Origin of the sequence: Nocardioides massiliensis (assembly GCF_030811215.1) — a bacterium.
Classification (GTDB): domain Bacteria; phylum Actinomycetota; class Actinomycetes; order Propionibacteriales; family Nocardioidaceae; genus Nocardioides_A; species Nocardioides_A massiliensis.
Genome location: NZ_JAUSQM010000001.1, coordinates 463,127 through 490,104 on the forward strand (window position 1 = coordinate 463,127; position 26,978 = coordinate 490,104).

The window sequence follows — 26,978 nt, forward strand, 5'->3', positions numbered from 1 at the left end:
TCACGACGTTGCAGCGGGGGACGCTCATGCGATCGTCACCACCAGGAGCACCGCCACGACCAGGAAGGCACCCGCGAGGAGCGAGGCCGCGTAGCTGCGGACGTAGCCGTTCTGGGTCTTGCGCAGCAGGTTGGACAGGCCGGCGAACAACCCGCCGGTGCCCCGCACGGCCCCGTCGACGACCGTGTGGTCGAAGGTGACCAGGCCCTGCGTCAGCTGCTGACCGGGGCGCATGAGCAGCGCCTCGTTGATCGCGTCGCCGTAGAGGTCGGCGCGCCCGGCCTTGGTGAAGACCGAGACGTTCGCCGGGGCCTCCCGCTCGACCGGCTTCTTCCCGACGAGGAACCAGGCGGCGGCCACGCCCACCGCGACCACGGCCGTGACGATCGCGGTCATGAGGAGGACCGGGATCGGGAAGTCGTGGTGCTCGGCGACGCCGACGACCGGGCTGAGCCAGTCGACGATCCAGTTGCCCAGCAGCAGCGCGCCACCGAGGACCGAGAGCGCCGCGAGGACGATCAGCGGGATCGTCATCACCTTGGGCGACTCGTGCGGGTGGACGTCCTTCTGCCACCGCTTCTCGGTGAAGAAGGTCATCAACATCAGGCGCGTCATGTAGAACGCGGTGACCCCGGCGCCGAGCAGCGCTGCGGCACCCACGATCCAGTTCTCGGCGAACGCCGTCTCGATGATCTTGTCCTTGGACCAGAACCCGGAGAAGCCGGGGAACCCGATGATCGCCAGGTAGCCCATGGCGAAGGTCAAGAAGGTGACCGGCAGCATCTTCTGCAGCGCGCCGTAGCGGCGCATGTCGACCTCGTCGTCCATCGCGTGCATCACCGAGCCGGCACCGAGGAACATGTTGGCCTTGAAGAAGCCGTGGGTGATGAGGTGGAAGATCGCGAACGCGTAACCGGCGACGCCGAGGCCGGCGGCCAGCATCATGTAGCCGATCTGGCTCATCGTCGACCCGGCGAGCGCCTTCTTGATGTCGTCCTTGGCGCAGCCGATCCAGGCACCGGCCAGCAGCGTGACCGCACCGACGACGACGACCGCGGTCTGCGCCGCGGTGGCGTACTCGTAGATGAAGTTCGAGCGGACCACGAGATAGACGCCGGCAGTGACCATCGTCGCGGCGTGGATGAGCGCCGAGACCGGGGTCGGGCCCTCCATCGCGTCGAGGAGCCAGGACTGCAGCGGGACCTGGGCGGACTTGCCGCAGGCACCGAGCAGCAGCAGGAGCCCGATCGCCGTGAGGGTGCCCTCCCCCGCCTCCCCGGCCTGCGCGGAGACGGCGGAGAACGCGGTGCTGCCGAAGGTCGCGATGATCAGCGACATCGCCAGGACCATGCCGACGTCACCGACGCGGTTGACCACGAAGGCCTTCTTGGCGGCAGCAGCCGCGGACGGCTTGTGCTGCCAGAAGCCGATGAGGAGGTACGACGCCAGGCCGACGCCCTCCCAGCCGAGGAAGATGCCGAGGTAGCTGTCGGAGAGCACCAGCACCAGCATCGCGGCGATGAAGAGGTTGAGGTAGCCGAAGAACCGCCGGCGCCGCTCGTCGTGCTCCATGTAGCCGATCGAGTAGATGTGGATCAGCGTGCCGACACCGGTGATCAGCAGGAGGAACAGCGAGGACAGCGGGTCGAAGAGCAGCGCGAGGTCGGCGCTGAAGACGCGCTCACCGATGCCGACCTCGAACCAGGTCCACAGGTGCTGTCCGACCGAGCGCTCCGCCTCGTCGCGCCCGAGCAGCGAGAAGAACGCGATCAGGCTGATCACGAAGGATCCGGCGACCGTCGCGGTGCCGAGGTAGTGACCCCAGCCGTCGGTACGCCGACCCAGGAGCAGCAGCACCGCGGCGCCCAGGGCGGGCAGCGCGATGATCAGCCACAGCAGGGAGAAGACCCCGTCGGCCGCGATCGGCTCCACCACCGGGGGTACGCCGCCGCCGTGGCTGCCGTCGGCAGCCCAGAGCAGGTTGGTCATCGTCGTCACGAGTCCTCGTCCGTCCTCGTCGTCAGTACTTCAGCAGGCTCGCGTCGTCGACCGAGGCCGAGCGACGAGTGCGGAAGATCGTCATGATGATCGCCAGGCCGACCACGACCTCGGCAGCGGCGACCACCATCACGAAGAAGGCGGCCACCTGCCCGTCGAGGTTGCCGTGGACGCGCGCGAAGGTGATCAGGGCCAGGTTCGTCGCGTTGAGCATCAGCTCCACGCTCATGAACACGACGATCGCGTTGCGGCGCGTGAGCACGCCGACGCAGCCGATCGTGAACAGGATCGCCGAGAGCGCGATGAAGGGAGTGGCGCTCATGCGTGGTCACCGTCCTGTCCGGTCCCGCCCTCGTGGCTGGCGTGGTGGTCGTCGTCGACATCGGCCCCGGAGCCGATCTGGCGGGTGACCTCGTCGATGTCGGCGGCCGGCGCAGCCGAGCCGATGACACCGCGCGCGGCGAGGGTGCGCGAGATGGAGGCCTCTGCGATCGAGCCGTCGGGCAGCAGAGCCGGGGTGTCGACCGAGTTGTGCCGGGCGTAGACACCGGGGGCCGGGAGCGGCCCGAGGTGCTTGCCGTGCTCGGCGTAGTCCGCCATCCGGCGTCGCGCCAGCTCGGCCTGGCCGGCCTTCGGCGTCAGCCGCTCGCGGTGCGCGAGCACCATCGCGCCGAGCGCGGCGGTGATGAGCAGCGCCGCGGTGGCCTGGAAGGCGAAGACGTACTTCGAGAAGAGCAGCGCGGCGAGGCCCTCGACGTTGCCGTCGGCGTTGGCCTCGTTGAGTCCGGCCACCTCGACCGAGACCTGCGAGATCCCGAGGACGAGCAGGAGGCCGAAGGCCAGGCCGAGCGCGATCCCGAGGAAACGCTGGCCCGGGATCGTCTCCACGATGGAGTCGGAGGCGTCGACACCGATGAGCATGACGACGAAGAGGAACAGCATCAGGATCGCGCCGGTGTAGACGATGATCTGCACCACGAAGAGGAACGGCGCGTCCTGCACCGCGTAGAGCACCGCCAGGCTGATCATCACGACCGCCAGCAGCAGGGCGGCGTGGACCGCCTTGCGGGAGAACAGGATGCCCAGGGCCGCCACGACCATGATCGGCGCGAGGATCCAGAACGCGATCACTGCGCACCTCCCGGCTGCTCGGCGGTGGTGTCGCGCGGCTGCGGGCTGAACTCGCCGCGGTAGTAGTCGCCCTCGTCGGACCCGAGCAGCATCGGGTGCGGGGGCTGCTCCATCCCGGGCAGCAGCGGCGCCAACAGGTCGGACTTCTCGTAGATGAGGTCCTCGCGGTTGTCGTCGGCGAGCTCGTACTCGTTGGTCATGGTCAGCGCGCGGGTCGGGCACGCCTCGATGCACAGCCCGCACAGGATGCAGCGCAGGTAGTTGATCTGGTAGACGCGGCCGTAGCGCTCCCCGGGTGAGAACCGCTCGTCCTCGGTGTTGGAGGCACCCTCGACGTAGATCGCGTCAGCCGGGCACGCCCAGGCGCACAGCTCGCAGCCGATGCACTTCTCGAGTCCGTCGGGCCAGCGGTTGAGCTGGTGACGTCCGTGGAAGCGGGGCGCGGTGGGTCGCTTGTCGAACGGGTACTGGACGGTGACGGGCTTGCGGAACATCGTCCGGAACGTCACGCCGAAGCCGGCGATCGGGTCCCAGAACTGCTCCTTGAGTCCTGATCCAGCCATCAGTGGGTCTCCTCCGCACTCTGCGAGGTGGTTTCCGCGCCGGTCCGCGCAGCGGACGTCGCGGACAGGGTCTGGCCCGGGAGCGGCGGCACGGGGTAGCCGCCGGCGAAGGCGTCGAACGGTTCGGGTTCGGCGGGTGCGACCTCGTCCTCGTCGTCACCGCCGAGGAAGAGCATCAGCACCAGCATCACGGCGAGCACCGCTCCAGCGGCGAGCAGCCAGCGGCGGTCGAAGCCGCCCTCGAGGCTGATCATCCGGATGACGGCGATCGCGACGATCCAGGCCAGGCCGGCCGGGATGAGCACCTTCCAGCCGAAGTTCATGAACTGGTCGTAGCGCAACCGCGGCAGGGTGCCGCGCAGCCAGACGAACAGCGAGATGAAGCCGATGACCTTGATGAGGAACCACAGGAACGGCCAGTAGCCCTCGTTGGCGCCCTCCCACAGCGACAGCGGCCACGGAGCGCGCCATCCGCCGAGGAACAGCGTCGTCGCCACCGCGGAGACGGTCGCCATGTTGATGTATTCGGCGAGGAAGAACAGCGCGAACTTCAGCGAGGAGTACTCGGTGTGGAAGCCACCGACCAGCTCGCCCTCGGCCTCGGGGAGGTCGAAGGGGGCGCGGTTGGTCTCGCCGACCATCGCGATCACATACATCACGAACGACGGGATCAGGATCAGCCCGAACCACAGGCGCTCCTGCGCGGCGACGATCTCGGAGGTGGACATCGAGCCGGCGTAGATGAAGACACCCACGAGCGCCAGGCCCATCGCGACCTCGTAGGAGATCATCTGCGCCGACGAGCGCAGACCACCGAGGAGCGGGTACGTCGATCCCGAGGCCCAGCCGCCGAGCACGATGCCGTAGATCCCGATCGAGGCGATCGCCAGGATGTAGAGCACGGCGACCGGCATGTCGGTCAGCTGCAGCGGCGTACTGATGTCGGTGAACGGCACGTCGACGACGGGGCCGAACGGGATGACCGCGAACGTCAGGAAGGCCGGGATCACCGCCAGCACCGGCGCGACCAGGAAGACCACCCGGTCGGCGGCCTTGGGGATGATGTCCTCCTTCAGCGCCAGCTTCACGCCGTCGGCGAGCGACTGGAGCAGACCGAACGGACCGTTGACGTTGGGACCGACGCGGTGCTGCATCCTGGCGACGAGCCGGCGCTCGTACCAGATGTTGAACAGCGTGAGCACCACCAGGAAGACGAAGACCAGCACGGCCTTGACGATGACCAGCCAGACGGGGTCCTGCCCGAAGGCAGTCAGTCCGTTCATCGCGCGCTCCTCTCGACACGGACCGGGGTGCCGGCCGGTCCGAGCGTGGTGTGGACAGCGGTGCCGCCGGTGTTGGCCGGGGCCCACACCGTCCGGTCCGCGAGGTCGGCCACCCGGACGGGCAGCGTGACCGCGCCGCGCTCGCTGCGGACGACCACGAGGTCGCCCTCGGCGGCGCCGATCTCGGCCAGCGTGTGCGCCGAGACGAGCACGGCCGGCTTGCGCGCGGTCGCGCGCAGGTGCTCGTCGCCGTCCTGGAGCAGGCCGTCGTCGAGCATCTGCCGCCAGGAGGCCAGGGCGTACTCGTCCTCGGCCAGCTTGACCGGCACGGGGTCGACGCGCGGCGCACTCGCGCGCGGGCCGTCCCACGGACCGATCTGGTAGATGTCCTCACGGACCTGCTCCACGGTGCGGAAGCCCAGCGGGCGGCCGAGCTCCTCGGCGATCCCGGCGAGGACCCGCAGGTCGGGCAGCGAGCCGGGGTTGGAGAAGACCTGCTCGAAGGGCCGCACACGACCCTCCCAGTTCACGAAGGTGCCGGCCTTGTCGGTCACCGGCGCCACCGGGAAGACCACGTCGGCGGCGCGGGTCACCGCGGTCTCGCGGACCTCCAGGGCGACCAGGAAGCCGACGGCGTCGAGCGCCTCGCGGGCGATGCCGGGCTCGGCGAGGTCGTCGATCTCGACGCCACCGACGACCAGTCCGCCGAGCTCGCCGCGCGCTGCTGCCGCGAGGATCGTGTCGGTGTCGCGCCCGGGCTGCTCCGGCAGCGCCTCGACGCCCCACGCGGCGGCGAGGTCGACGCGGGCCTGCGCCTCGGCGACCGGACGGCCACCGGCCAGCAGGGTCGGCAGGCAGCCGGCCTCGACCGCACCGCGGTCACCGGCACGACGCGGGATCCACGCCAGCTTGGCGCCCGTCGTACGCGCGAGGTCCGCGGCGGCGGTGAGCGCACCCGGCACGGTCGCCAGGCGCTCACCGACGAGAATCACGCCACCGGCGTCGAGGGCGACCTCGCCGTTCTCGGCCAGGGCGGCCAGTGCAGCGGCCTCGTCACCGGGTGTGGTCGGCAGCAGGGTGCCGTGCATCTTGGCCAGGCCGCGGGAGGTGTAGGGCGCCAGGGAGAAGACGCGGGTGCCCTTGCCGCCGGCCTTGCGCAGCCGCAGGAACACCGCACCGGCCTCGTCCTCGGGCTCGAAGCCCGCGAGCACCACCGTGGTCGCCCGCTCGAGCGCGGAGAAGCTGACGGTGTCGTCGGGGCCCGTGAGCACGATGTGCTCGGCCAGGAAGCCCTCCTCCTCTGCGCTCAGCGGCCGGGCGCGGAAGTCCACGTCGTTGGTGCCGAGGGCGACGCGGGCGAACTTCGCGTAGGCGTAGGCGTCCTCGGCAGTCAGCCGACCGCCGGTCAGAACGCCGGTGGCGCCGGCGGCAGCCAGGCCGCGAGCCGCGACGGCGAACGCCTCAGGCCACGAGGCCGCCCGCAGCTCGCCGGTCTCCTCGTCGCGCACCATCGGGTGGGTGAGGCGGTCGGGCTGCTGGGAGGCGCGGAACGCGAAGCGGTCCTTGTCGGTGATCCACTCCTCGTTGACCTCGGGGTCGTCACCGGAGAGGCGGCGCATCACCTTGCCGCGGCGGTGGTCGATCCGGATGGCCGAGCCGCACGCGTCGTGCTCGGCGACCCCCGGGGTGGAGACCAGGTCGAAGGGACGCGCCCGGAAGCGGTACGCCGCTGAGGTGAGCGCACCCACGGGGCAGATCTGGATCGTGTTGCCCGAGAAGTAGGACTCGAACGGCTCCTGCTCGTAGATGCCCACCTGCTGCAGGGCACCGCGCTCGATCAGGGCGATGAACGGGTCGCCGGCGATCTGCTCGGAGAAGCGGGTGCAGCGTGCGCAGAGCACGCAGCGCTCGCGGTCGAGCAGGACCTGGGCGGAGATGTTGATCGGCTTGGGGTAGGTGCGCTTCGCCTCGACGTAGCGGCTCTCGCCCCGCCCGTTGGACATCGCCTGGTTCTGCAGGGGGCACTCGCCGCCCTTGTCGCAGACCGGGCAGTCGAGCGGGTGGTTGATCAGCAGGAACTCCATGATCCCCTGCTGGGCCTTGTCGGCGACCGCGTTCGTCGCCTGGGTCTCGACGACCATGCCGTCGGCGACCTGCAGGGTGCACGACGCCTGCGGCTTGGGGAAGCCGCGGCCGTTGCCGGCGTCGGGGACCTCGACCAGGCACTGGCGGCACGCCCCGACGGGCGCGAGCAGTGGGTGGTCGCAGAACCGTGGGATCTGGACGCCGATCTGCTCGGCGGCGCGGATCACCAGGGTGTCCTTGGGGACGCTGACCTCGACGCCGTCGATGGTCAGGCTGACCAGGTCGGTCTTCTCGACCTCTCCGGCGCTCACGCGGACACCTCCGACGTGAACAGGGCGGAGGCCCGGTAGGGGAACAGCTCCCACGCAGGGGTGTGCATGCCCGCCTCGAACTCCTCACGGAAGTACTGGATGGCCGAGGTGATCGGGCTGGTCGCACCGTCACCGAGGGCGCAGAACGCCCGGCCGAGGATGTTGTCGCACTGGTCCAGGAGCAGCTCGATGTCGCCCTCCTGGCCCTGGCCGCGCTCGATCCGCTGCAGCACCTGCACCAGCCACCACGTGCCCTCACGGCACGGGGTGCACTTGCCGCAGGACTCGTGCTTGTAGAACTCCGTCCAGCGCAGGACGCAGCGCACGACCGAGGTGGTCTGGTCGAAGATCTGCAGCGCCTTGGTGCCGAGCATCGAGCCGGCTCCGCTGACCCCCTCGTAGTCGAGGGGGACGTCGAGGTGCTCGGCAGTCAGGATCGGGGTGGAGGAGCCCCCCGGCGTCCAGAACTTCAGCTCCGAGCCCTCGCGCATGCCGCCCGACAGGTCGAGCAGCTCACGCAGGGTGATGCCGAGCGGGGCCTCGTACTGCCCGGGCCGCTTCACGTGACCCGACAGGGAGTAGAGCGTCATGCCGGCCGACTTCTCCGTGCCCATCGTGCCGAACCAGTCGGCGCCGTTGCGCACGATCGCCGGGACCGACGCGATGGACTCGACGTTGTTGATCACCGTCGGGGCGGCGTACAGACCCGCCACGGCCGGGAACGGCGGACGCAGGCGCGGTTGGCCGCGGCGACCCTCGAGCGAGTCGAGCAGTGCCGTCTCCTCGCCGCAGATGTAGGCACCCGCACCGGCGTGGACGATGACGTCGAGGTCGTAGCCCGAGCCGTGGATGTTCTTGCCGAGGTGGCCGGCCAGGTAGGCCTCCTGGACCGCCTTCTGCAACCGGCGGATCACATGCAGGACCTCACCGCGCACGTAGATGAACGCGGTGTTGGCGCGGATGGCGTACGCCGCGATGGCCACGCCCTCGACCAGGGTGTGGGGGCTGGCCATCATCAGCGGGATGTCCTTGCAGGTGCCCGGCTCCGACTCGTCGGCATTGACGACGAGGTACTTCGGCTTCGGGCTGTCCTGCGGGATGAAGCCCCACTTCATGCCGGTGGGGAACCCCGCGCCGCCGCGACCGCGGAGGCCGGACTCCTTCACCAGCTCGATGATCGAGTCCGGGGTCGCACCGAGCGCCTGCTTCAGGGCGCCGTACCCCCCGGTGTCCTCGTAGGCATCGAGCGTCCAGGCCCGCGGCTGGTCCCAGTGCGCCGACAGGACCGGCGTCAGGGTGTCGACTCCCGTCCCGGTGCCCGTGGTGTCTGCGTGCTCGCTCACTGCGCGTCATCCCCCTTCCCGACCTCGTCGGCCGGCTGCTGGGCGGGCTCGTCCGGGTGCTCGACGTCGACCGGCGACGCGGCGACCTCTGCCTCGGACCCGGCGCGCCGGGTGTCGGCGTCACCGGCGCTGACGGCCGCACCGGTCGCCGCGCCGGCCGCGCCCTCCGGGGCGGACCAGCCCTGCTCCTTGGCGATCTCCAGGCCGGCCAGCGACGCCGGGCCCGCGGCGGGGCCGTCGTCGGCGAGGCCGTCGGGGAAGCCGGCGAGGACGCGCTCGGCCTCGCGCCAGGTGACCACCTTGGGACCGCGCGTGGAGTGCACGTTGACGCCGTTGCGCAGGTCGTCGACGACCTCGACGGCCGTCTCCGGCGTCATGTTGTCGAAGAACTCCCAGTTGACCATCATCACCGGCGCGAAGTCGCACGCCGCGTTGCACTCGAGGTGCTCGAGGGTGATCTTGCCGTCCTCGGTGGTCTCGTCGTTGCCGACGTCGAGGTGGTCCTTGAGCCGCTCGAAGATCGTGTCGCCGCCCATGACCGCACACAGCGTGTTGGTGCAGACGCCGACGTGGTAGTCGCCGACCGGGCGGCGCTTGTACATCGTGTAGAACGTCGCCACGCCGGACACGTCGGCGGCGGAGATGCCGAGCACCTGCGCGCACGCCTCGATGCCGGCCGGGGTGATCCGCCCCTCGACGCTCTGCACGAGGTGCAGCATCGGGAGCAGGCCGGAGCGGGCGTGCGGGTAGCGCGCGGCGATCTCGCGCAGCTCGGCCATCGTCTGCTCGGGGAGCAGCGCGGTGGCCTCGGCTGCCGTCGACGCACCGTCGGGCGCGGGACGCTGCTGCGAGGCCGGCGTGGACTGCGGGGCTGACTGGGGCGTGCTCATCGGTCGACTCCTCCCATGACCGGGTCGATCGAGGCGATCGCCACGACGACGTCGGCCACCATGCCGCCCTCGGACATCATGCTGGTGGCCTGGAGGTTGGTGAAGGACGGGTCGCGGAAGTGCGCGCGGTAGGGACGCGTGCCGCCGTCGGAGACGACGTGGGCGCCCAGCTCGCCGCGCGGCGACTCGACCGGGACGTAGGCCTGCCCGGGCGGCACCCGGAACCCCTCGGTCACCAGCTTGAAGTGATGGATCAGGGCCTCCATCGACTCACCCATGATGTGGCGGATGTGGTCGAGGCTGTTGCCCATGCCGTCGCTGCCGATGGCCAGCTGGCTGGGCCAGGCAATCTTCTTGTCGCCGATCATCACCGGCGCGCCCTCGAGGCCGGCGAGCCGGTCGACGCACTGCTGGACGATCTTCAGCGACTCGTCCATCTCGTTGAGCCGGATGCGGAACCGGCCGTAGGCATCGGCGGTGTCCCAGGTCTGGACCTCGAAGTCATAGTCCTCGTAGCCGGAGTACGGCTCGGACTTGCGCAGGTCCCACGGGAGCCCGGTCGAGCGCAGCACCGGTCCGGTGATGCCGAGCGCCATACACGCGGAGAGGTCCATGTGACCGACACCGTCGAGGCGCGCCCGGAAGATCGGGTTGGCGTTGCACAGGGCGGCGTACTCCGGCAGGCGCTTCTTCATCAGGGCGATGAAGTCGCGGATCTCCTCCAACGCACCGGGCGGGAGGTCCTGCGCCACGCCACCGGGGCGGATGAACGCGTGGTTCATGCGCAGGCCGGTGATCAGCTCGAACAGGTCGAGCACCAGCTCGCGCTCACGGAAGCCGATCGTCATGACGGTCAGCGCGCCGAGCTCCATGCCACCGGTCGCGATCGCGACGAGGTGGGAGGAGATGCGGTTGAGCTCCATGAGCAGGACCCGCATGACCTGGGCCTTCTCGGGGATGTCGTCCTCGATGCCCAGGAGCCGCTCGACACCGAAGCAGTACGTCGCCTCGTTGAACAGCGGGGACAGGTAGTCCATCCGGGTGCAGAACGTGACGCCCTGGACCCAGGTGCGGTACTCCATGTTCTTCTCGATGCCGGTGTGGAGGTAGCCGATGCCGCAGCGGGCCTCGGTGACCGTCTCCCCCTCCAGCTCGAGGATCAGACGGAGCACGCCGTGGGTCGACGGGTGCTGCGGGCCCATGTTGACGACGATGCGCTCGTCGCCCTCGTCGGCCACGCCCTGGACGACGGAGTCCCAGTCCTGACCGGTGACGGTGAAGACCCGGCCCGACGAGGTGTCGGCCGCGCCGGCCTCGAAGGTGCCGTAGGGGTCGCTCATATTGTTGGTCGAGCTTGTCGAGACCATCAGTTGTAGGCCCTCCGGGTGTCGGGCGGCGGGATCTGGGCCCCCTTGTATTCGACGGGGATCCCGCCCAGGGGGTAGTCCTTGCGCTGCGGGTGGCCCGGCCAGTCGTCGGGCATCTCGATGCGGGTGAGTGCGGGGTGACCGTCGAAGATGATCCCGAAGAAGTCGTAGGTCTCGCGCTCGTGCCAGTCGTTGGTCGGGTAGGTGTCGACCACCGACGGGATGTGCGGGTCGGCGTCGGGGCAGGTGACCTCGAGCCGGATCCGGCGGTTGTGGGTCATCGACAGCAGGTGGTAGACCGCGTGCAGCTCGCGCCCCGCATCGTCGGGGTAGTGCACGCCGCTCACGCCGGCGCAGAACTCGAAGCGCAGCCCCTCGTCGTCACGCAGCGTCCGCGCGACCACCGGGAGGTCCTCGCGCCGGATGTGGAAGGTGATCTCACCGCGGTCGACGACGATCCGCTCGACGGCGCGCTCGACGCCGGCGTCGCGCAGCCGCGCCTCCAGGGTGTCGGCGACCTCGTCGAACCAGCCGCCCCACGGACGGGGTGCGCCGGCCGGCATCGTGACCGGCTTGACCAGTCCGCCGTACCCGGAGGTGTCACCGGTGCCCTGGGCGCCGAACATCCCCTTGCGGGTGGCCAGCGACTGGGTGCGCAGCGCCTCCGGGTCGACCGGGAGGTTCTCCGGCATCTTGTCCGTTGCGTCGTTCTCGGTCACCGCAGCAGTCCCTTCTGCTCCGAGGTGGGCAGCGCGACCAGGCCCTCGGCCTCGAGCTCGCGGATCTGGGCCTGCCGGTTGGCGCCGAGCTTGGTGTGCTGCACCTGGTCGTGGAGCTTGAGGATCGCGTCGATGAGCATCTCCGGGCGCGGCGGGCAGCCGGGGAGGTACATGTCGACCGGGACGACGTGGTCGACGCCCTGGACGATCGCGTAGTTGTTGAACATGCCGCCGGAGCTGGCGCACACGCCCATGGCGAGCACCCACTTGGGCTCGGCCATCTGGTCGTAGATCTGGCGCAGGACGGGGGCCATCTTCTGGCTCACGCGGCCCGCCACGATCATCAGGTCGGCCTGACGCGGGGAGGCGCGGAAGACCTCCATGCCGAACCGACCGGTGTCCCAGCGCGGGGCGCCGGAGGTCATCATCTCGATGGCGCAGCACGCCAGACCGAAGGTGGCCGGCCAGAACGAGGCCTTGCGGAAGTAGCCCGCGACCCCCTCGACGGTGGTCAGCAGGACTCCGCTGGGGAGCTTCTCTTCGATACCCATGTCAGGCTCTCAATCCCAATCGAGGCCGCCGCGTCGCCATTCGTACGCATAGGCGGCGGTGATGTTGAAGAGGAAGAGGACGACGGCGATGAGGCCGAACCACGCCAACTCGTCGAAGTAGACCGCCCACGGGACGAGGAACATGATCTCGACGTCGAAGATGATGAACGTCATCGCCACGGTGTAGTACTTCACCGGGAACCGCCCACCGCCGTAGGGCTGGGGCGTCGGCTCGATGCCGCACTCGTAGGAGTCCAGGCGCACGCGGTTGTAGCGCTTCGGGCCGACGACCGCGGTCATCAGCACCGAACCGACAGCGAACGCCGCGGCAATAGCCGCCAAAGCCAGGACCGGAGTGTAGAGCTCCATTCCTTCGACTCCTTGTCAACGACCTCCGACCGGGGGACGGGGCACGGCGGAGAGGCTCCGGAGCGGCGTACGACGGTCGGGTCGTGAGGTTGTGAACGGTTTCACTTACGTCTCGCGGCGACAGTCTAGACACGAGACCGACCGCGCGCGACTCCCGGGGTGGGGCCCGAAACCCGCCTCTGACCTGGGCGTTTAACGCAACGAGAGTGTTGTCTAAATGGGTCGGCCGGGGGCACGCTGGATCACGCGGACGGTCGCCGGTTGTGACGAGGGACGCAGCCGCTTCAGGCGGTGGCGTGGTGGAGCGCCACGATGCCGCCGGAGAGGTTGCGCCAACGCACGGAGTGCCAGCCGGCGTCGGCGATCCGGTCGGCGAGCCCCCGCTGGTCGGGCCAGGCGCGGATCGACTCGGCGAGGTAGACGTAGGCGTCGGGGCTGGAGGAGACCGCGCGCGCCACTGCGGGCAGCGCCTTCATGAGGTACTCCAGGTAGACGACCCGGAACGGCGCCCAGGTCGGTGTGCTGAACTCGCACACCACCAGCCGGCCACCGGGCTTGGTGACACGCCGCATCTCGGCCAGGCCGGCGAGCGGGTCCACGATGTTGCGCAGCCCGAAGGAGATCGTCACCGCGTCGAAGGTCGCGTCGGGGAACGGCAGCCGGGTGCCGTCGCCCGCGACGTACGGCAGCTGGGGACGGGCCCGCTTGCCGACGCGCAGCATCCCCTGGGAGAAGTCGCACGGCACGACGTACGCGCCGCGGTCGGTGAACGGCAGGCTCGAGGTGCCGGTCCCGGCGGCCAGGTCCAGCACCCGCTCGCCGTACGACGGGTCGACCGCGTCGATGACCGCCTTGCGCCACCGACGGTCCTGACCCAGCGAGAGGACGTCGTTGGTGATGTCGTAGCGGCGGGCCACGTCGTCGAACATCGCGACGACCTCGTGCGGCTGCTTGTCCAGGGAGGCGCGGGTCACCCCTGAACCCTACGAGCAGCGGCCCATCGGTGCGCGTCGGGCCGGGCTGGACCGCCCCAGCCGGTGCGACGTGATGTGACAGTGCGCCGTACGCTCGACGCCGATGAGCACCGGCACCAGCGACGTCGACCGACTCCCCCCGGTCGCGGCGGACGAACCCCGACCCGATGGCCCCCGCGAGGCCCTGGGCCAGCTCGTCGTACGCACCGTCGCCGTCGCGGACCCCGGTCCCCTGCTGGACCTGCTGCCGCGCGAGGAGCCCCTGGCGTGGGTACGCCGCGGCGAGGGCCTGGTCGGCTGGGGATGCGCCGCACAGCTGCGCAGCACCGGCGCCGACCGGTTCGCGGACGCCTCGGCCTGGTGGGCCGACCTGGTCGGCGCGGCAGTCGTGCGTGACGAGGTGCGGCTGCCCGGCAGCGGCCTGGTCGCCTTCGGCAGCTTCGCCTTCGCCGACGAGCCCGGCGACTCGGTCCTGACCGTGCCGGAGGTGGTCGTCGGCCGCAAGGGCGACACCACGTGGATCACCACCATCAGCCGCGGCGAGCTCCTGCCTCCCCCGGCGCTCGCGGCGACGGCCTCCCCCCAGCCGCCGACCGACGTCGTCTTCGCCGACGCTCACCTCGACGGCGAACGCTGGCAGGGCGTGGTCGCCGAGGCCGTCGGCCGGATCAGCTCCGGCGAGCTCGAGAAGGTCGTCCTCGCCCGGGACCTGCTCGCCACCTCGACGACCGACGTCGACGTCCGGTGGCCGCTGCAGCGCCTGGCCGAGCAGTACCCCATGTGCTGGACCTTCCACGTCGGCGGCATGTTCGGCGCCACCCCCGAGATGCTGGTGCGCCGCGAGCGCGGGCTGATCACCTCGCGCGTGCTGGCCGGGACCATCCGGCGTACCGGCAACGACGAGCGCGACCTCGCGTTGGCCGCCACGCTCGCGCGCTCGTCGAAGGACCTCGAGGAGCACGAGTACGCCGTCCGCTCCGTCGCCGACGCACTCGCGCCCCACTGCACCTCGATGAACGTGCCCGAGGCGCCGTTCGTGCTGCACCTGCCCAACGTCATGCACCTCGCCAGCGACGTGGCGGGCGTCGTCCCCGACACCGACCCGGTCAGCGCCCTCGAGCTCGCTGCCGCGCTGCACCCCTCCGCGGCCGTCGGCGGCACCCCGACGCCGGTCGCCCAGGCGCTCATCACCCAGATCGAGGGCATGGACCGGGGGCGCTACGCCGGCCCCGTCGGCTGGCTCGACGCCGACGGCGACGGCGAGTGGGGGATCGCCCTGCGCTCCGCCGAGGTCGGCGAGGACCGGCGCACCGTGCGGCTCTTCGCCGGCTGCGGCATCGTCGCCGACTCCGACCCGGCCTCGGAGCTCGCCGAGGCGCAGGCGAAGTTCGTGCCGGTGCGGGATGCGCTCACCTCGGGCTGAACTGGACCGGGGCAGAAACTGGTCATCGGCAACAGATCGGCCGCGGCTTCAGCGTGGTTACTGACCCATTTTCCTGGCCGGCGTCCACTGGTTCGTCAGTTGAGCGCGCCCGGCGGGGGTGAGTGCCGACCTGCGGAGGAGGTCCCACCACGGGTCCAGCCGTCCGGCGGCACTCCTGCGACCCAGCGCCCGGTCCGCGTCGCGCATGACGGTCCCGGGTTGGCGCACGACCTCCCGGGCGGTGTAGCCGTTGCGCGTCCAGCCTGCTCGGCTGAGCCGCCGCGCCCGACTGAGGTCATCGCGCTGCTGCTCGACGGTGCGATGCACTGCGCCGTCGTACTCCTGGAGGGTCCTCGTCCCCGGGATCCACAAGTCCGCGCGGGCGACGAAGTCCCCCTCGTGCTCGACGACGTGCTGTGGCACGACCGGCACGTCGATCGCCTGGTGCAGGAATCGCAGAGCCGTCTCCCAGGCGGACTCCGAGCGTCCATCAGCGCGCAGTAGGGCTCGTCGCAGAGCGGGTCCACCGCGGCGGTGGACCTGCGCGGCCGCGCGAAGCGCCCCGAGGTCCTCACCGGCGTGCACAGCGCCCTCGATGATGATGCCGAGGTCCAGCGCGCCGAGGTCCCGGGCGCACGCGAGGAGGATGTCGATCGCGGATGCGACCGGCACGCCAGCGATCACGTCGGGCGGCTCCACCGGCTCTGTCCGGATCACCCGCACTCCCGACCTGCGGTTGCGCCCTCCTCCGGGTGGCACTTGGGCGAAGACGACCGGCACCGTCAGATACGGCAACGTCCACCAACCGCGCACCCGTGCAGCCGTCAGGTGGGTGAAGGCCGCACCCTCGGGAAGCACCAGGCGCCAGGCTGCGAGGTCGGCGAGCCAGTCAGTTCCTGCCGGCGCATAGGCGCCGCGCGTCACCCGTCGCCAATTGCGGCTCCTGACCCACCCGGCACGCGCGTCCACCCGCCAAGCATCGGCCGAACACGGGTCGCCGTGGGGTCTCGTTCGTCGCTCTGTGGATGACTGTCACCGGGTGGAGAAAACTGGTCAGCCGCCACCCGCGGGATCGGCGATCCTTGCTGTGAGTGACCGGTTTCTGCGCGAATCCCGGACCCGCACTGTGCTTCGCTGGAGGCATGCGCTGGGTGGTGGGCGGGGTCGTCGTCGTGCTGCTGGGTGCCGCGGCCGTGTGGTTCGGACAGCGGTCGCTGGTCTACTTCCCCGACCGGACCGAGGTGCCGCCGACGGCGGACCTGCTGGCCGGCAGCGGGGTGGAGGGGCGCGACGTCACGCTGCGCACGAGCGACGGGCTCGAGCTGCGGGCGTCGTACGTCGGGGCGGACCCGGCGTGCGGCTACACGGTGCTGGTGACGCCGGGCAACGGCGGCAACCGGGCGAGCCGGATGCCGCTGGTCAGCGGACTGGCGGAGCTCGGCCTGGGGGTGCTGGCGCTCGACTACCGGGGGTACGGCGGCAACCCCGGGCGGCCGTCGGAGGACGGCACCCGGCAGGACGCCAGGGCTGCGCGCGACTTCCTGCTCGACGAGGCCGGCGTACCCCCGGAGCGGCTGGTGCTCTTCGGGGAGAGCCTCGGCGCAGCGGTCGCGGCCGACCTCGCCGCGGAGCACCCTCCCGCCGCGCTGCTGCTGCGCTCCCCCTTCACGTCGTTGGGCGCGATGGCGCGAGCGAACTACGGCATCCCGGCCGGGCCGGTGCTGCGCGACGACTACGACGTCCTCGCCGCCGTCCGGCAGCTGGGCGAGCAGGCGCCCGAGACACCGGTCGCGGTGGTGCTCGGTACCGCCGACGGGATCGTGCCGCCCTCCCAGTCGCGCGAGGTCGCCGACGCCGCGGAGGCGGCCGGACTCGCCGTACGCCGGACGGAGCTGGACGGACTGGGCCACAACGACGCCGACCTCGTGCACGGGCCCGCCACCCTCGACGCCGTACGCCGCCTGGTCGCCGCCGCCGGTGGGTCCTGCGAATAGCTCCCGGCTGCCCGCGCGCGATGGTGTGCTGTCCCCATGCATCCCCCACGGCGACCTGACGGCCGCGACGGTGCGCGACGTGCGGTTCACCCCGCGGCGGTTCCGCGCCGGCTACGACATGGACGAGGTCGACGTCTACCTCGACGCGGTCCTCACCGAGCTGAACCGGTTGCGCGGCCCTCAGACGTCCTGACCGACCTCGACCCGGCGGTAGTCCAGCTCCCGCTCGCCGAGGAACCGCTGCAGGTGGGTGTCGATGACGCCGCGGCCGGGTTCGCTGAAGATCGCCTCGTGGATCGGCACGGTGAGCGGGGCGCCGACAGCGCGGGCGAAGTCGATGGTCTCCGCCACCTTGCTCCACGGCGCGGTGGCGGGCAGCAGCAGCACGTCGACCGGCACGTCGGCCTCGGTCAGCGCGTCGCCGGGGTGGTAGGCGCTGGTGCCGTCGGCGGTGAGGACATAGCCGACGTTGTGCACGCGCGGGATCTCGTCGTGGATGACGGCGTGCCACTCGCCGATGGGGCGCACGGTGAAGCCGGCGACGGTGAGCTCGGCACCCGACGGGCTCCCGGTCTCGACGACGTGCAGCCGGTCAGCGAGGTCGGGTGCGTCGGCGCGCAGCTGCTCGACCAGGCCCGCGTGGGTCCAGATGTCGGCGTCGGCGCGGCGCAGCCGCTCGACCTCGACGTGGTCGAAGTGCTCGTGGGTGACCAGCACGGCGTCGGCACCGTCGACCGCCTCGGGGTCGGTGAACCCGCCGGGATCCAGCACGACGGTGGAGCCGCCGGCCTCGAGCCGGACGCAGGAGTGACCGAACTTCGTGATCCGCATGCTCCGACCGTAGCGGCCGTCCGACAGCCCAGCCGCTCGCGGCTCAGTCGCCCGCGACCAGGCCCCGGATCAGCTCATCGAGCGCGCGCCGTCCGTCACGGCTGCACCTGACCTCGACCACCTCGATGCCACCACCAGGCGAGGACAGCGCGTGCTCGAGCTCGGCCAGCGACTCGACCCGCCAGTGCGGGGTGCGGGTCGCCGCACACAGGGCACCCAGGTCAGTGCCGTGCGGGGTGCCGAAGAGCCGCTCGAAGGAGTCGGCGTACTCCACCCCACCCTGCTCGAGCGAGGAGAAGATGCTGCCGCCGTCGTCGTTGACCACCACGATCGTCAGGTCGGGGCGCTCCTCGTGGGGCCCGATCACCAGCGCGGTGGCGTCGTGGACGAACGTCAGGTCGCCCATCAGCGCGAGCGCGCGCGAGGTGCGCGCCCGGCCCAGCGCCGCACCGATCGCCGACGACACGACCCCGTCGATGCCGGCCAGTCCGCGGTTGGCCAGGACGAGCCGCCGCTCCCCCACCGGCGCGGGCCGCGCCATGATGTCGAGGTCGCGCACGGGGTTGGAGGAGCCGACGAAGAGCAAGCCGCCGGCGGGTACGGCGGCGCTGACCGCAGCGGCCACCTGGTGGGGGCTGAGCGTGTCGCCGGCCTGCTCGTGCACGAGGCGGTCGAGTGCTGCGGAGACCTCGGCGTCGCGCGCCCGCCACCGCTCCAGCCAGTCGGGGTCGCCACCCGGCTCACCGGTGACGGCGTCGAAGACGCGCGAGACCTGGCGCCCCGGGTCGGTGTAGCCGGTGGCGTTGCGCACCGCGACGACCTCGACGTCCTCGCGCGAGATCAGCCGGGTGACCGGGCGCGAGAGCGTGGGGTGCCCGAAGACGACGACCCGCTCGATGCGACCGCCGAGCTCGGGCTCGGCGAGCAGCAGCCGGTAGGTGCGGATGGCATGGGTGCCGGTGCGCGCACCACTGCTGGGCTCGGCCAGCAGCGGCCAACCCGCCTGCTCGGCGAGGATCCGCGCCGGCGGGCCGGCGTCGTCACCGGCCACGACCACGGTGCGCGGGCCCGCGCGCAGCAGCTCGATCCCGACGGGTCCGACACCACCGGCATCGACCGGCTGTGGGGCCGGCGGGACCAACGGCGTGGACCAGCCGTCGTCGACGCCGGGCACCAGCGGCTCGGCCAGCTGGAGGTTGAGCTGCACCGGACCGGGCGGGCCGTCGGACCCGGACGCGACCTTGACCGCGCGGGCGACCAGGTCGCGCCAGTCGTCGACCTGCGTCTGCTCGTATGTGCCGGGCCGTCCGGGGGGTACGTCGAGCGCCCACCTGGCCGCGGTGCCGTAGAGCTCGACCTGGTCGGTGGTCTGGTTGGCCTGGGTGCCGCGCATGGCAGCGGGCCGGTCGGCGGTCAACAGCAGCAGCGGCACCCCGGCGGCGTCGGCCTCGAGCACCGCCGGATGCAGCTCGGCCGTCGCCGTGCCGGAGGTGGTCACCACCGCCACGGGTGCGCGCGAGGTCTTGGCGATGCCGAGGGCGAGGAAGCCAGCGGTGCGCTCGTCGATGCGGGTGTGCAGCCGCAGCCGACCCGCGAGCGCGGCGTCGTGGACGGCGAAGGCCAGCGGGGCGCTGCGCGAGCCGGGGGCGAGCACGACGTCGCCGATGCCGTTGCGCACGAGCGCGTCGACCAGGGTGCGCGCGAGGGCGGTCGAGGCGTTGCGCGGGGCGTCGGTCACGGGGCTGGATCCTGCCGTACGCCGCGCACGGCCCGCACGCGCCGGGCCTCGGCGAGCCGCGCCGCCCACGCCGCCCACCGCTCCGGGCTGGCGCGGTGGGCCTCCAACAGGCCGAGGTCGGGGACGGGGCGGCGTACGGGGAGCATCCCGTCGTCGGGGGTGAGCGGGTCGGCGACCACGTCCCCGTCGAGCAGGGTGGTGGTGCCGAGCCCGCAGGCGTAGGGCAGCTCCGGCAGCGCAGCGGCGAGGGCGACACCGGCAGCGAGCCCGACCGACGTCTCGAGCGCGGAGCTGACGACGACCGGCAGCCCGATGTCCTCGGCGATCCGCAGGCAGGCGGCGACCCCGCCCAGTGGCTGGACCTTGATCACCGCGATGTCGGCGGCCTCGAGGTCACGCACGCGGTAGGGGTCGGCAGCACGGCGGATGGACTCGTCGGCGGCGATCGGCACGTCGACCCGGCGGCGTACGGCGGCGAGGTCCTCCACCGATGCGCAGGGCTGCTCGACGTACTCCAGTCCCCCGGCCGCCCGGTCGAGCACCGCGATCGCGGTGACGGCCTCGTCGACCGACCAGCCGCCGTTGGCGTCGACGCGCACCGAGCCGCCGGGGCCGAGGGCATCGCGGACGGCCGCCACCCGCTGCTCGTCGTCGGCGAGGCTCTGCCCCGGCTCGGCGACCTTGACCTTCGCTGTCCGGAAGCCCGGGCGGACGCGGACGATCTCCGCGGCACGCTCGGGACCGACCGCGGGGACCGTGACGTTGACGGGGATCCGGTCGCGCACCGGGGTCGGCCAGCTCCCGGAGGCGGCCTCCTCCGCGCAGCGCAGCCACGACTCGCTGACGGTCGCGTCGTAGTCGAGGAACGGGCTCCACTCGCCCCAGCCGTCGGCGCCGCGCAGCAGCACGCCCTCACGCACGTCGATGCCACGGAAGCGCGCCCGCATCGGCAGCGACCAGACGAAGACGTCGTACGCCGCCTCCGGACCGCTCATGCCTCGGCCCGCAGGCGCATCCGGTCGACCTTGCCGTTGTCGAGCAGGGGCAGGGCGTCATGGCGGCGCAGGACGGTGGGGGCCCACGTGCGCGGGTGCTCGGCGGCGACCCAGTCGCGGGCCTCGTCGAGGTCGAGGTCACCGACGACGTGCGCGACCACGCGCTCCCCCCACTCCGGATCGGGTACGCCGACCACCTCGGCCGCCGCGACCCGCGGGTGGGCGCGCAGCCGCTGGGCGACCGCCGCTGCGGCGACCTTCACGCCACCGCTGTTGACGACGTCGTCGGCGCGGCCCAGCAACCGCAGCCGGACGCCGCGCTCGTCGCGGTCGAGCTCACCGAGGTCGTCGGTGCGGAACCAGCCGTCGACGAACGCCTCCGCGGTCCGCCCGGGCTCGTCGACGTAGCCGTCGGCGAGCATCGGTCCGCACAGCCAGACGCGTCCGTCGGCGTCGACCCGGACGTCGACGCCCGGCAGTGGCCGGCCGTCATACACACAACCGCCCGCGGTCTCGCTCATGCCGTAGGTCTCCACCACACCGATGCCGGCGGCCTCCGCACTGCGGCGCACGGTCGGGTCGAGTCGGGCGCCGCCGAGGAGGACCGCGTCGAGGGAGGCCAGGGCTGTGCGGTCGCGCTGGTCGTCCAGCGCGCGCACGAGCTGCGTGGGGACGAGCGAGGCGTAACGGCGCTCACCGGTCATCGCCGCGATCGCGGTGGCCAGGTCGGGGTGGGCCTCCCCCAGCACGGGCCGGTGCCCCGCGAGCAACGAGCGCACCAGCACCTGCACCCCGGCGATGTAGGCGACCGGCACGCTCAGCAGCCACTGCCCAGGACCACCGAGGTAGGCGTGCGTGGCCTCGGCGGAGGCTTCGACGGCCGCGCGCGAGAGCGCGACCCGCTTGGGCTGCCCGGTCGATCCGGACGTGGCGATCTGCAACGGCTCAGGGGCGTCCTCGGCCAACCAGGGGTCGAGGAGCGCCACGACAGCGGCGGCCGAACCGGCCACCGGACGCAGACTCGGCTCCGGCGGGATCACGACGTGCGTCAGACCGAGCCGGGGGCGTTGTCGCCCTCGGCAGGCCCCTCACCCTGCGCGCGTCGGCGGGCGTCGCGACGGCGTTGCTGCTCGAGCCGCCGGAGGAAGTCGGGGTCGTCGTCCGGCCCCTGGATGCGCGGCGGCTTCTGGGGGCCGCGGGGGCGGCCCGGGCCCGCCGTACGCCCACCGGATCCGCCCTGTCCGCGCACGCGACGACGCTCCAGCCACCAGAACAGCAGGTAGACCAGAGCCGCGAACGCGACGACGACCAAGAGGAACTTGCCCACGTACCCAGGGTAGGCGCTGTCACAAGTCCCGGCACAGGCGGATGCACTCTCCCCGACTCGGGCGCAGCCCGGTGAGCGTCTACCCTGGAGGGGTGAAGCCGTTCGCCGTGTACACCCTGCTCCGCCTCGCCCTCTTCGTCGGGTGCTACTCGCTGATCATCGCGGTCTACATGCTCGTCAACGGCGTCGACCACATCCCGCGCTTCTGGCCGCTGCTGGCCGCCGTCGTGCTGTCGTCGATCCTGTCGTTCCCGCTGCTGCGCGGCCCGCGCGAGCAGTTCGCCGTACGCATCGAGGAGCGGGCCAACCGGGCCGCGCAGAAGTTCGACGAGCGCAAGGCGCGCGAGGACGTGGACTGACCCACCCCGCCCGACGTCGTACGTTCTCGGCGCTATGGGTCCTCGGACGTATGACGTCCCGGGCGGTTAGACGCCCGGCGCCGTCTCCATCCCCTCGCGGGTGAACGTCGTGCCGCGGAAGTCGACGGCGCGCCGGGCGTTGGCCAGCGCGGTCACCGTGCACGACCCGATCCGGCCCGCGCGGTCGTAGAGCACCACGGTGCCGACGGAGATGCCGTCGGCGACGACGCGATCGGTGGCCGACAGCCCGATCTCACGACCGACGGGCAGGCGCGCCAGCGTCAGGGAGTAGTCGGTGTTGATGTATTCCACCCCGCCGGTGCCCCAGTTGGTCACCATGCTGGTCGAGTCCGCGACGGCGGCGGCTGCGACGAACGGCGAGGGCCGCTCACCCGCGACGACCGCCGGCACCGTCTGCCACAGCTGCTTGCGCTCGGCGTTGAGGTACGCCGTGAAGTCGTGGCTCCAGCCGACCGACTCCGACCAGAAGAACGGCGGGCGCACGTCCTCACTCGGCGGCACGTCCTCGGTCGCCGGGACCTCGGGTCCGACGTCAGGCATCCACACCTCGCCCGGTGCGTTCTCCGTGGCCTTGAGCGCCAGCACCGACGCCCGCGCCACGGCCACGCGCTCGCCGGCGCCGTCCTCGGCGCCGTCGCCGTCCTGCTCCAGCACGACGTCGAGCAGCAGCAGCCGCGGGCTCTCCCGGACGACCTCGACGCGCGTGTGGCACGGCCGCACGCGCGCGGGTCGGAACAGGTCGACAGTGACCCGCGCCGGGCGCAGGTCGTCGCGACCACGGGCCCGGATCTCGTGCTCCGCCGCGCGACCCATCGCGCCGCCGACCGCCACGCCGTGCAGCTGGTCGTCGTTCCACAGACTCTTGGCCGTCGCGGTCGGGGGCAGGGAGCCGTCCGCCAACGGTGCGTGGAAGAAGGACACGGTCTCGTCGAGGTCGCTCACCGGCCGATCATCCCAGCACCCACGAGCAGCCCGAGCCCATAGACCAGCTCAGCGAGACCGGTCTGCTGGATGACGGGGATGAGCCCGCGCCCTTCGGCGCCGCCGAGCACGGTGCGCAGCGCCGGCACGAGGGGCAGCACCGCGACGGCAGCGAGCAGCGCCCACCAGGACGTGAGAGCCGCGATGGCGACCAGGGAGACGACGGAGACGGCGACCAGCCCGGCGTACAGCAGGCGGGTGCGGGGGTCGCCGAGGACGACGGCGAGGGTGCGCTTGCCGACCTCGCGGTCGCTGGGGATGTCGCGCAGGTTGTTGGCGACGAGGATCGCGCAGGCCAGCGCGCCGATGCCGACGCCGGCGAGGACGGCCGCACCGAGCCCGTCGGTGCCCTCGACCTGGACGTACGTCGTGCCGACGACCGCGACGAGGCCGAAGAACACGAAGACCATGACCTCGCCCAGCCCGCGATAGCCGTACGGCGAGCTGCCGCCGGTGTAGCCCCACGCGGCCAGCAGGCACACGGCTCCGATCGCGACCAGCCACCAGGCGGTGAGGGCGGCCAGGACCAGGCCGAACACGGCGCCGACGCCGAGGGCGGTGAAGGCAGCGAGCTTGACCGCGCGCGGGGACGCCAGACCCGAGCCCACCAGGCGCAGCGGGCCGACCCGGTCGGCGTCGGTGCCGCGGATGCCGTCGGAGTAGTCGTTGGCGTAGTTGACGCCGATCTGCAGCGCCAGCGCCAGCCCCAGGGCGAGCAGCGCCTTGCCGGCGACGAAGGAGTCCTCGTGCAGCGCGATCGCGGTCCCGGCGAGCACCGGCGCGACGGCGGCGGGCAGGGTGCGGGGGCGGGCCCCGGCGATCCAGTGGCGCACGGTGGCGCGGGGGCCGGGTGCGGCGTACGGCGTGGTCACGATCGACCATCCTCGCACCCCGCGCGACGGCGCCCAGGTCGCCCGCCCGGGCCGCCTGCCGGGTGGTCGCGGCTCAGGCGCGCATGACCCCGACCGGGGTGTGCCGCAGCCCGGGGAACACCTTGCCGACCGAGCGCTGCGGGAAGCGCCGCTGCAGCACCTCGGCGAGGACGTCGCGGTAGTCGGTGGTCACCGCGAGGTCGCCCTCGGTCAGCGCCGACGGGCCGAGACCGGGCCACCGGCCGTGGTAGCGCCCGCCACGCACCCCGGCGCCGGCCAGGAGCATGACGTTGCCCCAGCCGTGGTCGAGACCCCGGTTGCCGTTCTCCCCGAGGCGGCGTCCGAACTCGCTGATGGTCACGACGGTGACCCGTGAGCGGAGCCCGCCGAGGTCGCGGAGGAAGGCGTCGAGCCCGCTGGCGAACGCGTGCACCATCGTCGTCATCGCGCCACCGTCGGCGTTGCCGTAGTCGGCGTGCATGTCCCAGGACCCGAAGTCGATGGAGACGATCTCGGTACCGAGGTCGGAGCGGATGAGCTGGGCGGTGTCCTGGAGCGCGTCGGCGAAGTCGCGACCCGGCCATGCGGTGGGATAGGTGACCCCGTTGCGCGGCTTGTAGGTGGTCGCGGCCACCGACGAGGCGCGCTGGGTGGTGTCGAGGGCGGCTCGCGCGGCGGTGGCCAGCGGCCCTTTCGCCCCGGCCCACGCCGTGCGGAGCTGGCGCATCCGGCGCGTGGTCGCCGAGCCGTCGGCGCCGATCAGCCCGACGTCGGAGAGCCGGGGAGCGGCGACGTGGGGCGCCGTGCCCGAGACGATCGTGGGCGCGACCGACGAGCCGAGGTGCACGACCTCGAGCGGGTCGGCGAAGGCGTTGAGACCCGCCATCCGGTTGATCCAGCCCCGCCGGACGCTGGAGGTGGGGTCGGCGTCCTCGATCTCCTCCATCGCCGAGAAGTGCGACCGGTTGGGAGCCGGCATGCCGACGGCGTGGACGGCCGCCAGCTCACCCGCATCCCAGGCCCAGGTCAGCGGGCGCATCGCCGGGTGCAGCCCGAAGAGCTCGTCCCGCGCGAGCAGCGACTCCTTCGGCAGCATGATGTTGGGCCGCGCCTGCGCGAGCCCCGGGTCGCCGTACGGCACGACCAGGCCGAGGCCGTCGAGCCCGCCCCGCAGGCTGATGACGACCAGGACGTTGCCGCCCGGTTCGGCACCGAACGCGGCCTGTCGCACGGTGTCGCCGAACAGCGACGTCGCGACCGCGCCGGCGCCCACAGCCGCAGTGCGGGAGAGGAACTGGCGTCGGTGCAGGGTGGTGCGCCCGAGGTCCGTGCAGTCGCTGCACGCGCCGGATGTGCTGGGGGTGCCCGTCGTGGGCTCGCGGTCGGTCATCGCGTCATGTGTCCTGGCGAGTCGAGGAGGGCACCGAGCACCCGCACCTGGTCCCAGCGCGCGACGGCGTGGTCGGGGGTGATGCGGGTCTTGAGCGGGACGCCGGTGGCCTGTGCGACCACCTTGCGGTCGTGCGGAGTGGAGGCGCGGCCCAGCAGCAGCCGGCACACCCGGTCGACGTACACGGCCATCGTGATGCCTCTCTTGGGCAAGCCACGCTTGGGGAGCCAGTACGCCGAGGGGCGGAGCGTCACGTCGAGGGTGGGCCACCAGCCGGCGGCGATGTTCCAGTGCATCCGGTAGGAGGCGAACATCCGCGTCACCGACGACCACGCCTCCGCGGTGTCGGGAGGACCGTCGGGACGCGGCCAGTCATAGAGCTGCAGCCCGCCCTGGACATAGGTGAGCGACCGCGCGAACGACTCCGACCGGCGCGGCGGGCGCACCCGGATCGCGAGGGCACGGCAGGTGGCGACGACGTCCTCGTCGGGGGTGCGCACCTTCGCGCCCGCCGACCGCTTGAACTCCCGGCTGGCGAACAGGACCTGCATCGTGGCGCGGATGTCGGTGCCGGAGGACCGGAAGGTCTGGGTGAGCTGGTCGACCAGGGCGGCGCTCGGCTTGTCGGAGACGAAGCGGACCGCGAGCTTGTGGGCGATGCGGCGAGCGGTGGCGGGGTGATGGGCGAGGTGGCGCAGGTAGGCCCCGGCGACGGGACGCCCGTCGGCGGCGGCGTTGTCGTGGTGGAACCCGAGGACGTGCACCGGACCGGTGGCGTGCCGCTTCGGGTCATAGCTGGGCTGCCAGGTCTTCCACGCGTCGATCGTGTAGCCGGACAGGATCCGCGCGGAGTCCTTCACCATGGCCTCGGTGTAGCCGGCGGCACGCCCCACCGTGTGCAGCTCGAGCAGCTCGCGTCCGTGGTTCTCGTTCGGGCTGCGGCGCGTGGAAGTCCAGGTGTCGAGGTGCAGGATCATCGCCGGGTGCAGCGTCGCGGCCACCAGGAGGTCGTCGAAGCGTCCCAGTGCATGCCGGCGCAGGAGCTCGTCGTAGTCGGAGCGGAACAGCCACGCCGTGTCGTGGCCGCCGGGCACGTGCAGGTGGTCGGACCAGAAGTCCACCATCGCCTCGAGCAGCTGGCGACGGGTGTAGATGCGCCGCAGCAGGGACTGGTTGGACAGGTCCAGGGCATACTCCCAGCCGCCCTTCTGCTCGCGCGTCTGGTTCTTCCACCGCTGCTCGGCCCCGTGCTTGAGGTCCGGGAACCAGGTCGTGGCGATGGCCTGGGCGCGCGCGTTCTCTCGAATCCGGGTGGGCTCCAGCTGCTGCTTCAGCCATGCGTCGGCTCCCCCGGCGCGCCGCAGGTCGGTGTACGTCGCGCGCGAGAAGCCCCAACCGACACGGTTCAGCACGTGTCGCTCGTACGCCGTCGGGACGGCGGGCCGCAGGGTGGTCATCGCCTC

Annotated in this window: 27 protein-coding genes; 4 read left to right on the forward strand and 23 right to left on the reverse strand. The window is 71.9% G+C overall.

Annotated elements, in window-relative coordinates; translation table 11 throughout:
* Positions 1-24 precede the first annotated feature (24 nt).
* The 13 genes from nuoL to J2S59_RS02550 all read right to left on the reverse strand — a co-directional run bounded on the left by nuoL (position 25) and on the right by J2S59_RS02550 (position 13,584).
* Positions 25-1,989, reverse strand: coding sequence for an NADH-quinone oxidoreductase subunit L (nuoL, locus tag J2S59_RS02490; protein ID WP_181641428.1), 1,965 nt, complete (start codon positions 1,987-1,989; stop codon positions 25-27).
* A 31-nt stretch (positions 1,990-2,020) separates the two neighbouring features.
* Positions 2,021-2,320: an NADH-quinone oxidoreductase subunit NuoK gene (nuoK, locus tag J2S59_RS02495; RefSeq protein ID WP_068116521.1), complete on the reverse strand. Its 300-nt coding sequence runs from the start codon at positions 2,318-2,320 to the stop codon at positions 2,021-2,023.
* On the reverse strand, positions 2,317-3,099 hold the full coding sequence (locus J2S59_RS02500; protein ID WP_068116529.1) for an NADH-quinone oxidoreductase subunit J: 783 nt from the start codon (positions 3,097-3,099) through the stop codon (positions 2,317-2,319). The genes nuoK and J2S59_RS02500 overlap by 4 nt, the downstream gene beginning before the upstream one ends.
* Positions 3,100-3,125: 26 nt before the next feature.
* Positions 3,126-3,692 (reverse strand): NADH-quinone oxidoreductase subunit NuoI, encoded by a 567-nt coding sequence (gene nuoI / locus J2S59_RS02505; protein WP_068116523.1) that lies wholly within the window; start codon positions 3,690-3,692, stop codon positions 3,126-3,128.
* On the reverse strand, positions 3,692-4,975 hold the full coding sequence (nuoH, locus tag J2S59_RS02510; protein ID WP_306824776.1) for an NADH-quinone oxidoreductase subunit NuoH: 1,284 nt from the start codon (positions 4,973-4,975) through the stop codon (positions 3,692-3,694). The genes nuoI and nuoH overlap by 1 nt, the downstream gene beginning before the upstream one ends.
* Positions 4,972-7,371, reverse strand: a complete 2,400-nt coding sequence (locus tag J2S59_RS02515; RefSeq protein ID WP_068121524.1) for an NADH-quinone oxidoreductase subunit G — start codon at positions 7,369-7,371, stop codon at positions 4,972-4,974. Before J2S59_RS02515 ends, nuoH begins: the two co-directional genes overlap by 4 nt.
* Entirely contained in the window at positions 7,368-8,714 is a 1,347-nt protein-coding gene (nuoF, locus tag J2S59_RS02520) for an NADH-quinone oxidoreductase subunit NuoF (RefSeq protein ID WP_306824777.1), read from the reverse strand. The genes J2S59_RS02515 and nuoF overlap by 4 nt, the downstream gene beginning before the upstream one ends.
* Positions 8,711-9,604 carry an NADH-quinone oxidoreductase subunit NuoE gene (gene nuoE, locus J2S59_RS02525; RefSeq protein WP_181641895.1) on the reverse strand — a complete coding sequence of 298 codons (894 nt, stop codon included), beginning with the start codon at positions 9,602-9,604 and terminating at the stop codon, positions 8,711-8,713. The genes nuoF and nuoE overlap by 4 nt, the downstream gene beginning before the upstream one ends.
* On the reverse strand, positions 9,601-10,944 hold the full coding sequence (locus J2S59_RS02530; protein ID WP_068120407.1) for an NADH-quinone oxidoreductase subunit D: 1,344 nt from the start codon (positions 10,942-10,944) through the stop codon (positions 9,601-9,603). Before J2S59_RS02530 ends, nuoE begins: the two co-directional genes overlap by 4 nt.
* Before the next feature lie 26 nt (positions 10,945-10,970).
* Entirely contained in the window at positions 10,971-11,690 is a 720-nt protein-coding gene (locus J2S59_RS02535; RefSeq protein ID WP_281366727.1) for an NADH-quinone oxidoreductase subunit C, read from the reverse strand.
* The gene (locus tag J2S59_RS02540; RefSeq protein WP_068120410.1) at positions 11,687-12,241 is read right to left on the reverse strand and encodes a NuoB/complex I 20 kDa subunit family protein; all 555 of its coding nucleotides are present in this window, start codon (positions 12,239-12,241) and stop codon (positions 11,687-11,689) included. The genes J2S59_RS02535 and J2S59_RS02540 overlap by 4 nt, the downstream gene beginning before the upstream one ends.
* Before the next feature lie 9 nt (positions 12,242-12,250).
* A complete protein-coding gene (locus J2S59_RS02545) occupies positions 12,251-12,610 on the reverse strand; it encodes an NADH-quinone oxidoreductase subunit A (protein ID WP_068120412.1) in 360 nt (119 codons plus the stop codon).
* A gap of 284 nt (positions 12,611-12,894) precedes the next feature.
* Complete coding sequence (locus J2S59_RS02550; protein ID WP_068123279.1) at positions 12,895-13,584, reverse strand: demethylmenaquinone methyltransferase; 690 nt, start codon at positions 13,582-13,584, stop codon at positions 12,895-12,897.
* Positions 13,585-13,687: 103 nt separating this feature from the next.
* Here J2S59_RS02550 and J2S59_RS02555 point away from each other — a divergent pair, with 103 nt between their 5' ends.
* Positions 13,688-15,007 carry an isochorismate synthase gene (locus J2S59_RS02555; RefSeq protein WP_181642424.1) on the forward strand — a complete coding sequence of 440 codons (1,320 nt, stop codon included), beginning with the start codon at positions 13,688-13,690 and terminating at the stop codon, positions 15,005-15,007.
* 57 nt (positions 15,008-15,064) lie between these two features.
* Here the strand turns inward: J2S59_RS02555 and J2S59_RS02560 are convergent, their stop codons facing one another.
* A complete protein-coding gene (locus tag J2S59_RS02560) occupies positions 15,065-15,931 on the reverse strand; it encodes a putative endonuclease domain-containing protein (protein WP_306824778.1) in 867 nt (288 codons plus the stop codon).
* 218 nt (positions 15,932-16,149) lie between these two features.
* On the opposite strand from J2S59_RS02560, the gene J2S59_RS02565 reads away from it, so the two are divergent.
* Positions 16,150-17,001: an alpha/beta hydrolase gene (locus J2S59_RS02565; RefSeq protein WP_068123286.1), complete on the forward strand. Its 852-nt coding sequence runs from the start codon at positions 16,150-16,152 to the stop codon at positions 16,999-17,001.
* A gap of 25 nt (positions 17,002-17,026) precedes the next feature.
* Positions 17,027-17,194, forward strand: a complete 168-nt coding sequence (locus J2S59_RS02570) for a DivIVA domain-containing protein (RefSeq protein ID WP_281366783.1) — start codon at positions 17,027-17,029, stop codon at positions 17,192-17,194.
* On the opposite strand, the gene J2S59_RS02575 is transcribed toward J2S59_RS02570, so the two are convergent.
* From J2S59_RS02575 to J2S59_RS02595, 5 genes are read right to left on the reverse strand one after another with little or no spacing between them, the layout of a single operon-like run.
* Positions 17,182-17,832, reverse strand: a complete 651-nt coding sequence (locus tag J2S59_RS02575) for an MBL fold metallo-hydrolase (protein ID WP_068123289.1) — start codon at positions 17,830-17,832, stop codon at positions 17,182-17,184. The two genes, J2S59_RS02570 and J2S59_RS02575, sit on opposite strands and share 13 nt — an antisense overlap.
* 43 nt (positions 17,833-17,875) lie before the next feature.
* On the reverse strand, positions 17,876-19,570 hold the full coding sequence (menD, locus tag J2S59_RS02580; RefSeq protein ID WP_068123292.1) for a 2-succinyl-5-enolpyruvyl-6-hydroxy-3-cyclohexene-1-carboxylic-acid synthase: 1,695 nt from the start codon (positions 19,568-19,570) through the stop codon (positions 17,876-17,878).
* On the reverse strand, positions 19,567-20,565 hold the full coding sequence (locus J2S59_RS02585) for an o-succinylbenzoate synthase (RefSeq protein WP_068123295.1): 999 nt from the start codon (positions 20,563-20,565) through the stop codon (positions 19,567-19,569). The genes menD and J2S59_RS02585 overlap by 4 nt, the downstream gene beginning before the upstream one ends.
* A complete protein-coding gene (locus J2S59_RS02590) occupies positions 20,562-21,575 on the reverse strand; it encodes an AMP-binding protein (RefSeq protein ID WP_068123298.1) in 1,014 nt (337 codons plus the stop codon). The genes J2S59_RS02585 and J2S59_RS02590 overlap by 4 nt, the downstream gene beginning before the upstream one ends.
* A gap of 38 nt (positions 21,576-21,613) precedes the next feature.
* Positions 21,614-21,892 carry a hypothetical protein gene (locus J2S59_RS02595; RefSeq protein WP_068123300.1) on the reverse strand — a complete coding sequence of 93 codons (279 nt, stop codon included), beginning with the start codon at positions 21,890-21,892 and terminating at the stop codon, positions 21,614-21,616.
* A gap of 92 nt (positions 21,893-21,984) precedes the next feature.
* Between J2S59_RS02595 and J2S59_RS02600 the strand changes: the two genes are divergently transcribed.
* Positions 21,985-22,251 carry a DUF4229 domain-containing protein gene (locus J2S59_RS02600; RefSeq protein ID WP_068123302.1) on the forward strand — a complete coding sequence of 89 codons (267 nt, stop codon included), beginning with the start codon at positions 21,985-21,987 and terminating at the stop codon, positions 22,249-22,251.
* A gap of 66 nt (positions 22,252-22,317) precedes the next feature.
* Here J2S59_RS02600 and J2S59_RS02605 read toward each other — a convergent pair whose 3' ends face one another.
* The 4 genes from J2S59_RS02605 to J2S59_RS02620 all read right to left on the reverse strand — a co-directional run bounded on the left by J2S59_RS02605 (position 22,318) and on the right by J2S59_RS02620 (position 26,972).
* Positions 22,318-23,214 carry an acyl-CoA thioesterase domain-containing protein gene (locus tag J2S59_RS02605; protein WP_246360516.1) on the reverse strand — a complete coding sequence of 299 codons (897 nt, stop codon included), beginning with the start codon at positions 23,212-23,214 and terminating at the stop codon, positions 22,318-22,320.
* The gene (locus J2S59_RS02610) at positions 23,211-24,125 is read right to left on the reverse strand and encodes a 1,4-dihydroxy-2-naphthoate polyprenyltransferase (protein ID WP_246360518.1); all 915 of its coding nucleotides are present in this window, start codon (positions 24,123-24,125) and stop codon (positions 23,211-23,213) included. Before J2S59_RS02610 ends, J2S59_RS02605 begins: the two co-directional genes overlap by 4 nt.
* 73 nt (positions 24,126-24,198) lie before the next feature.
* The gene (locus J2S59_RS02615) at positions 24,199-25,515 is read right to left on the reverse strand and encodes a DUF1501 domain-containing protein (RefSeq protein ID WP_181642426.1); all 1,317 of its coding nucleotides are present in this window, start codon (positions 25,513-25,515) and stop codon (positions 24,199-24,201) included.
* A complete protein-coding gene (locus J2S59_RS02620; RefSeq protein WP_068123305.1) occupies positions 25,512-26,972 on the reverse strand; it encodes a DUF1800 domain-containing protein in 1,461 nt (486 codons plus the stop codon). Before J2S59_RS02620 ends, J2S59_RS02615 begins: the two co-directional genes overlap by 4 nt.
* Between the last annotated feature and the right edge of the window lie 6 nt (positions 26,973-26,978).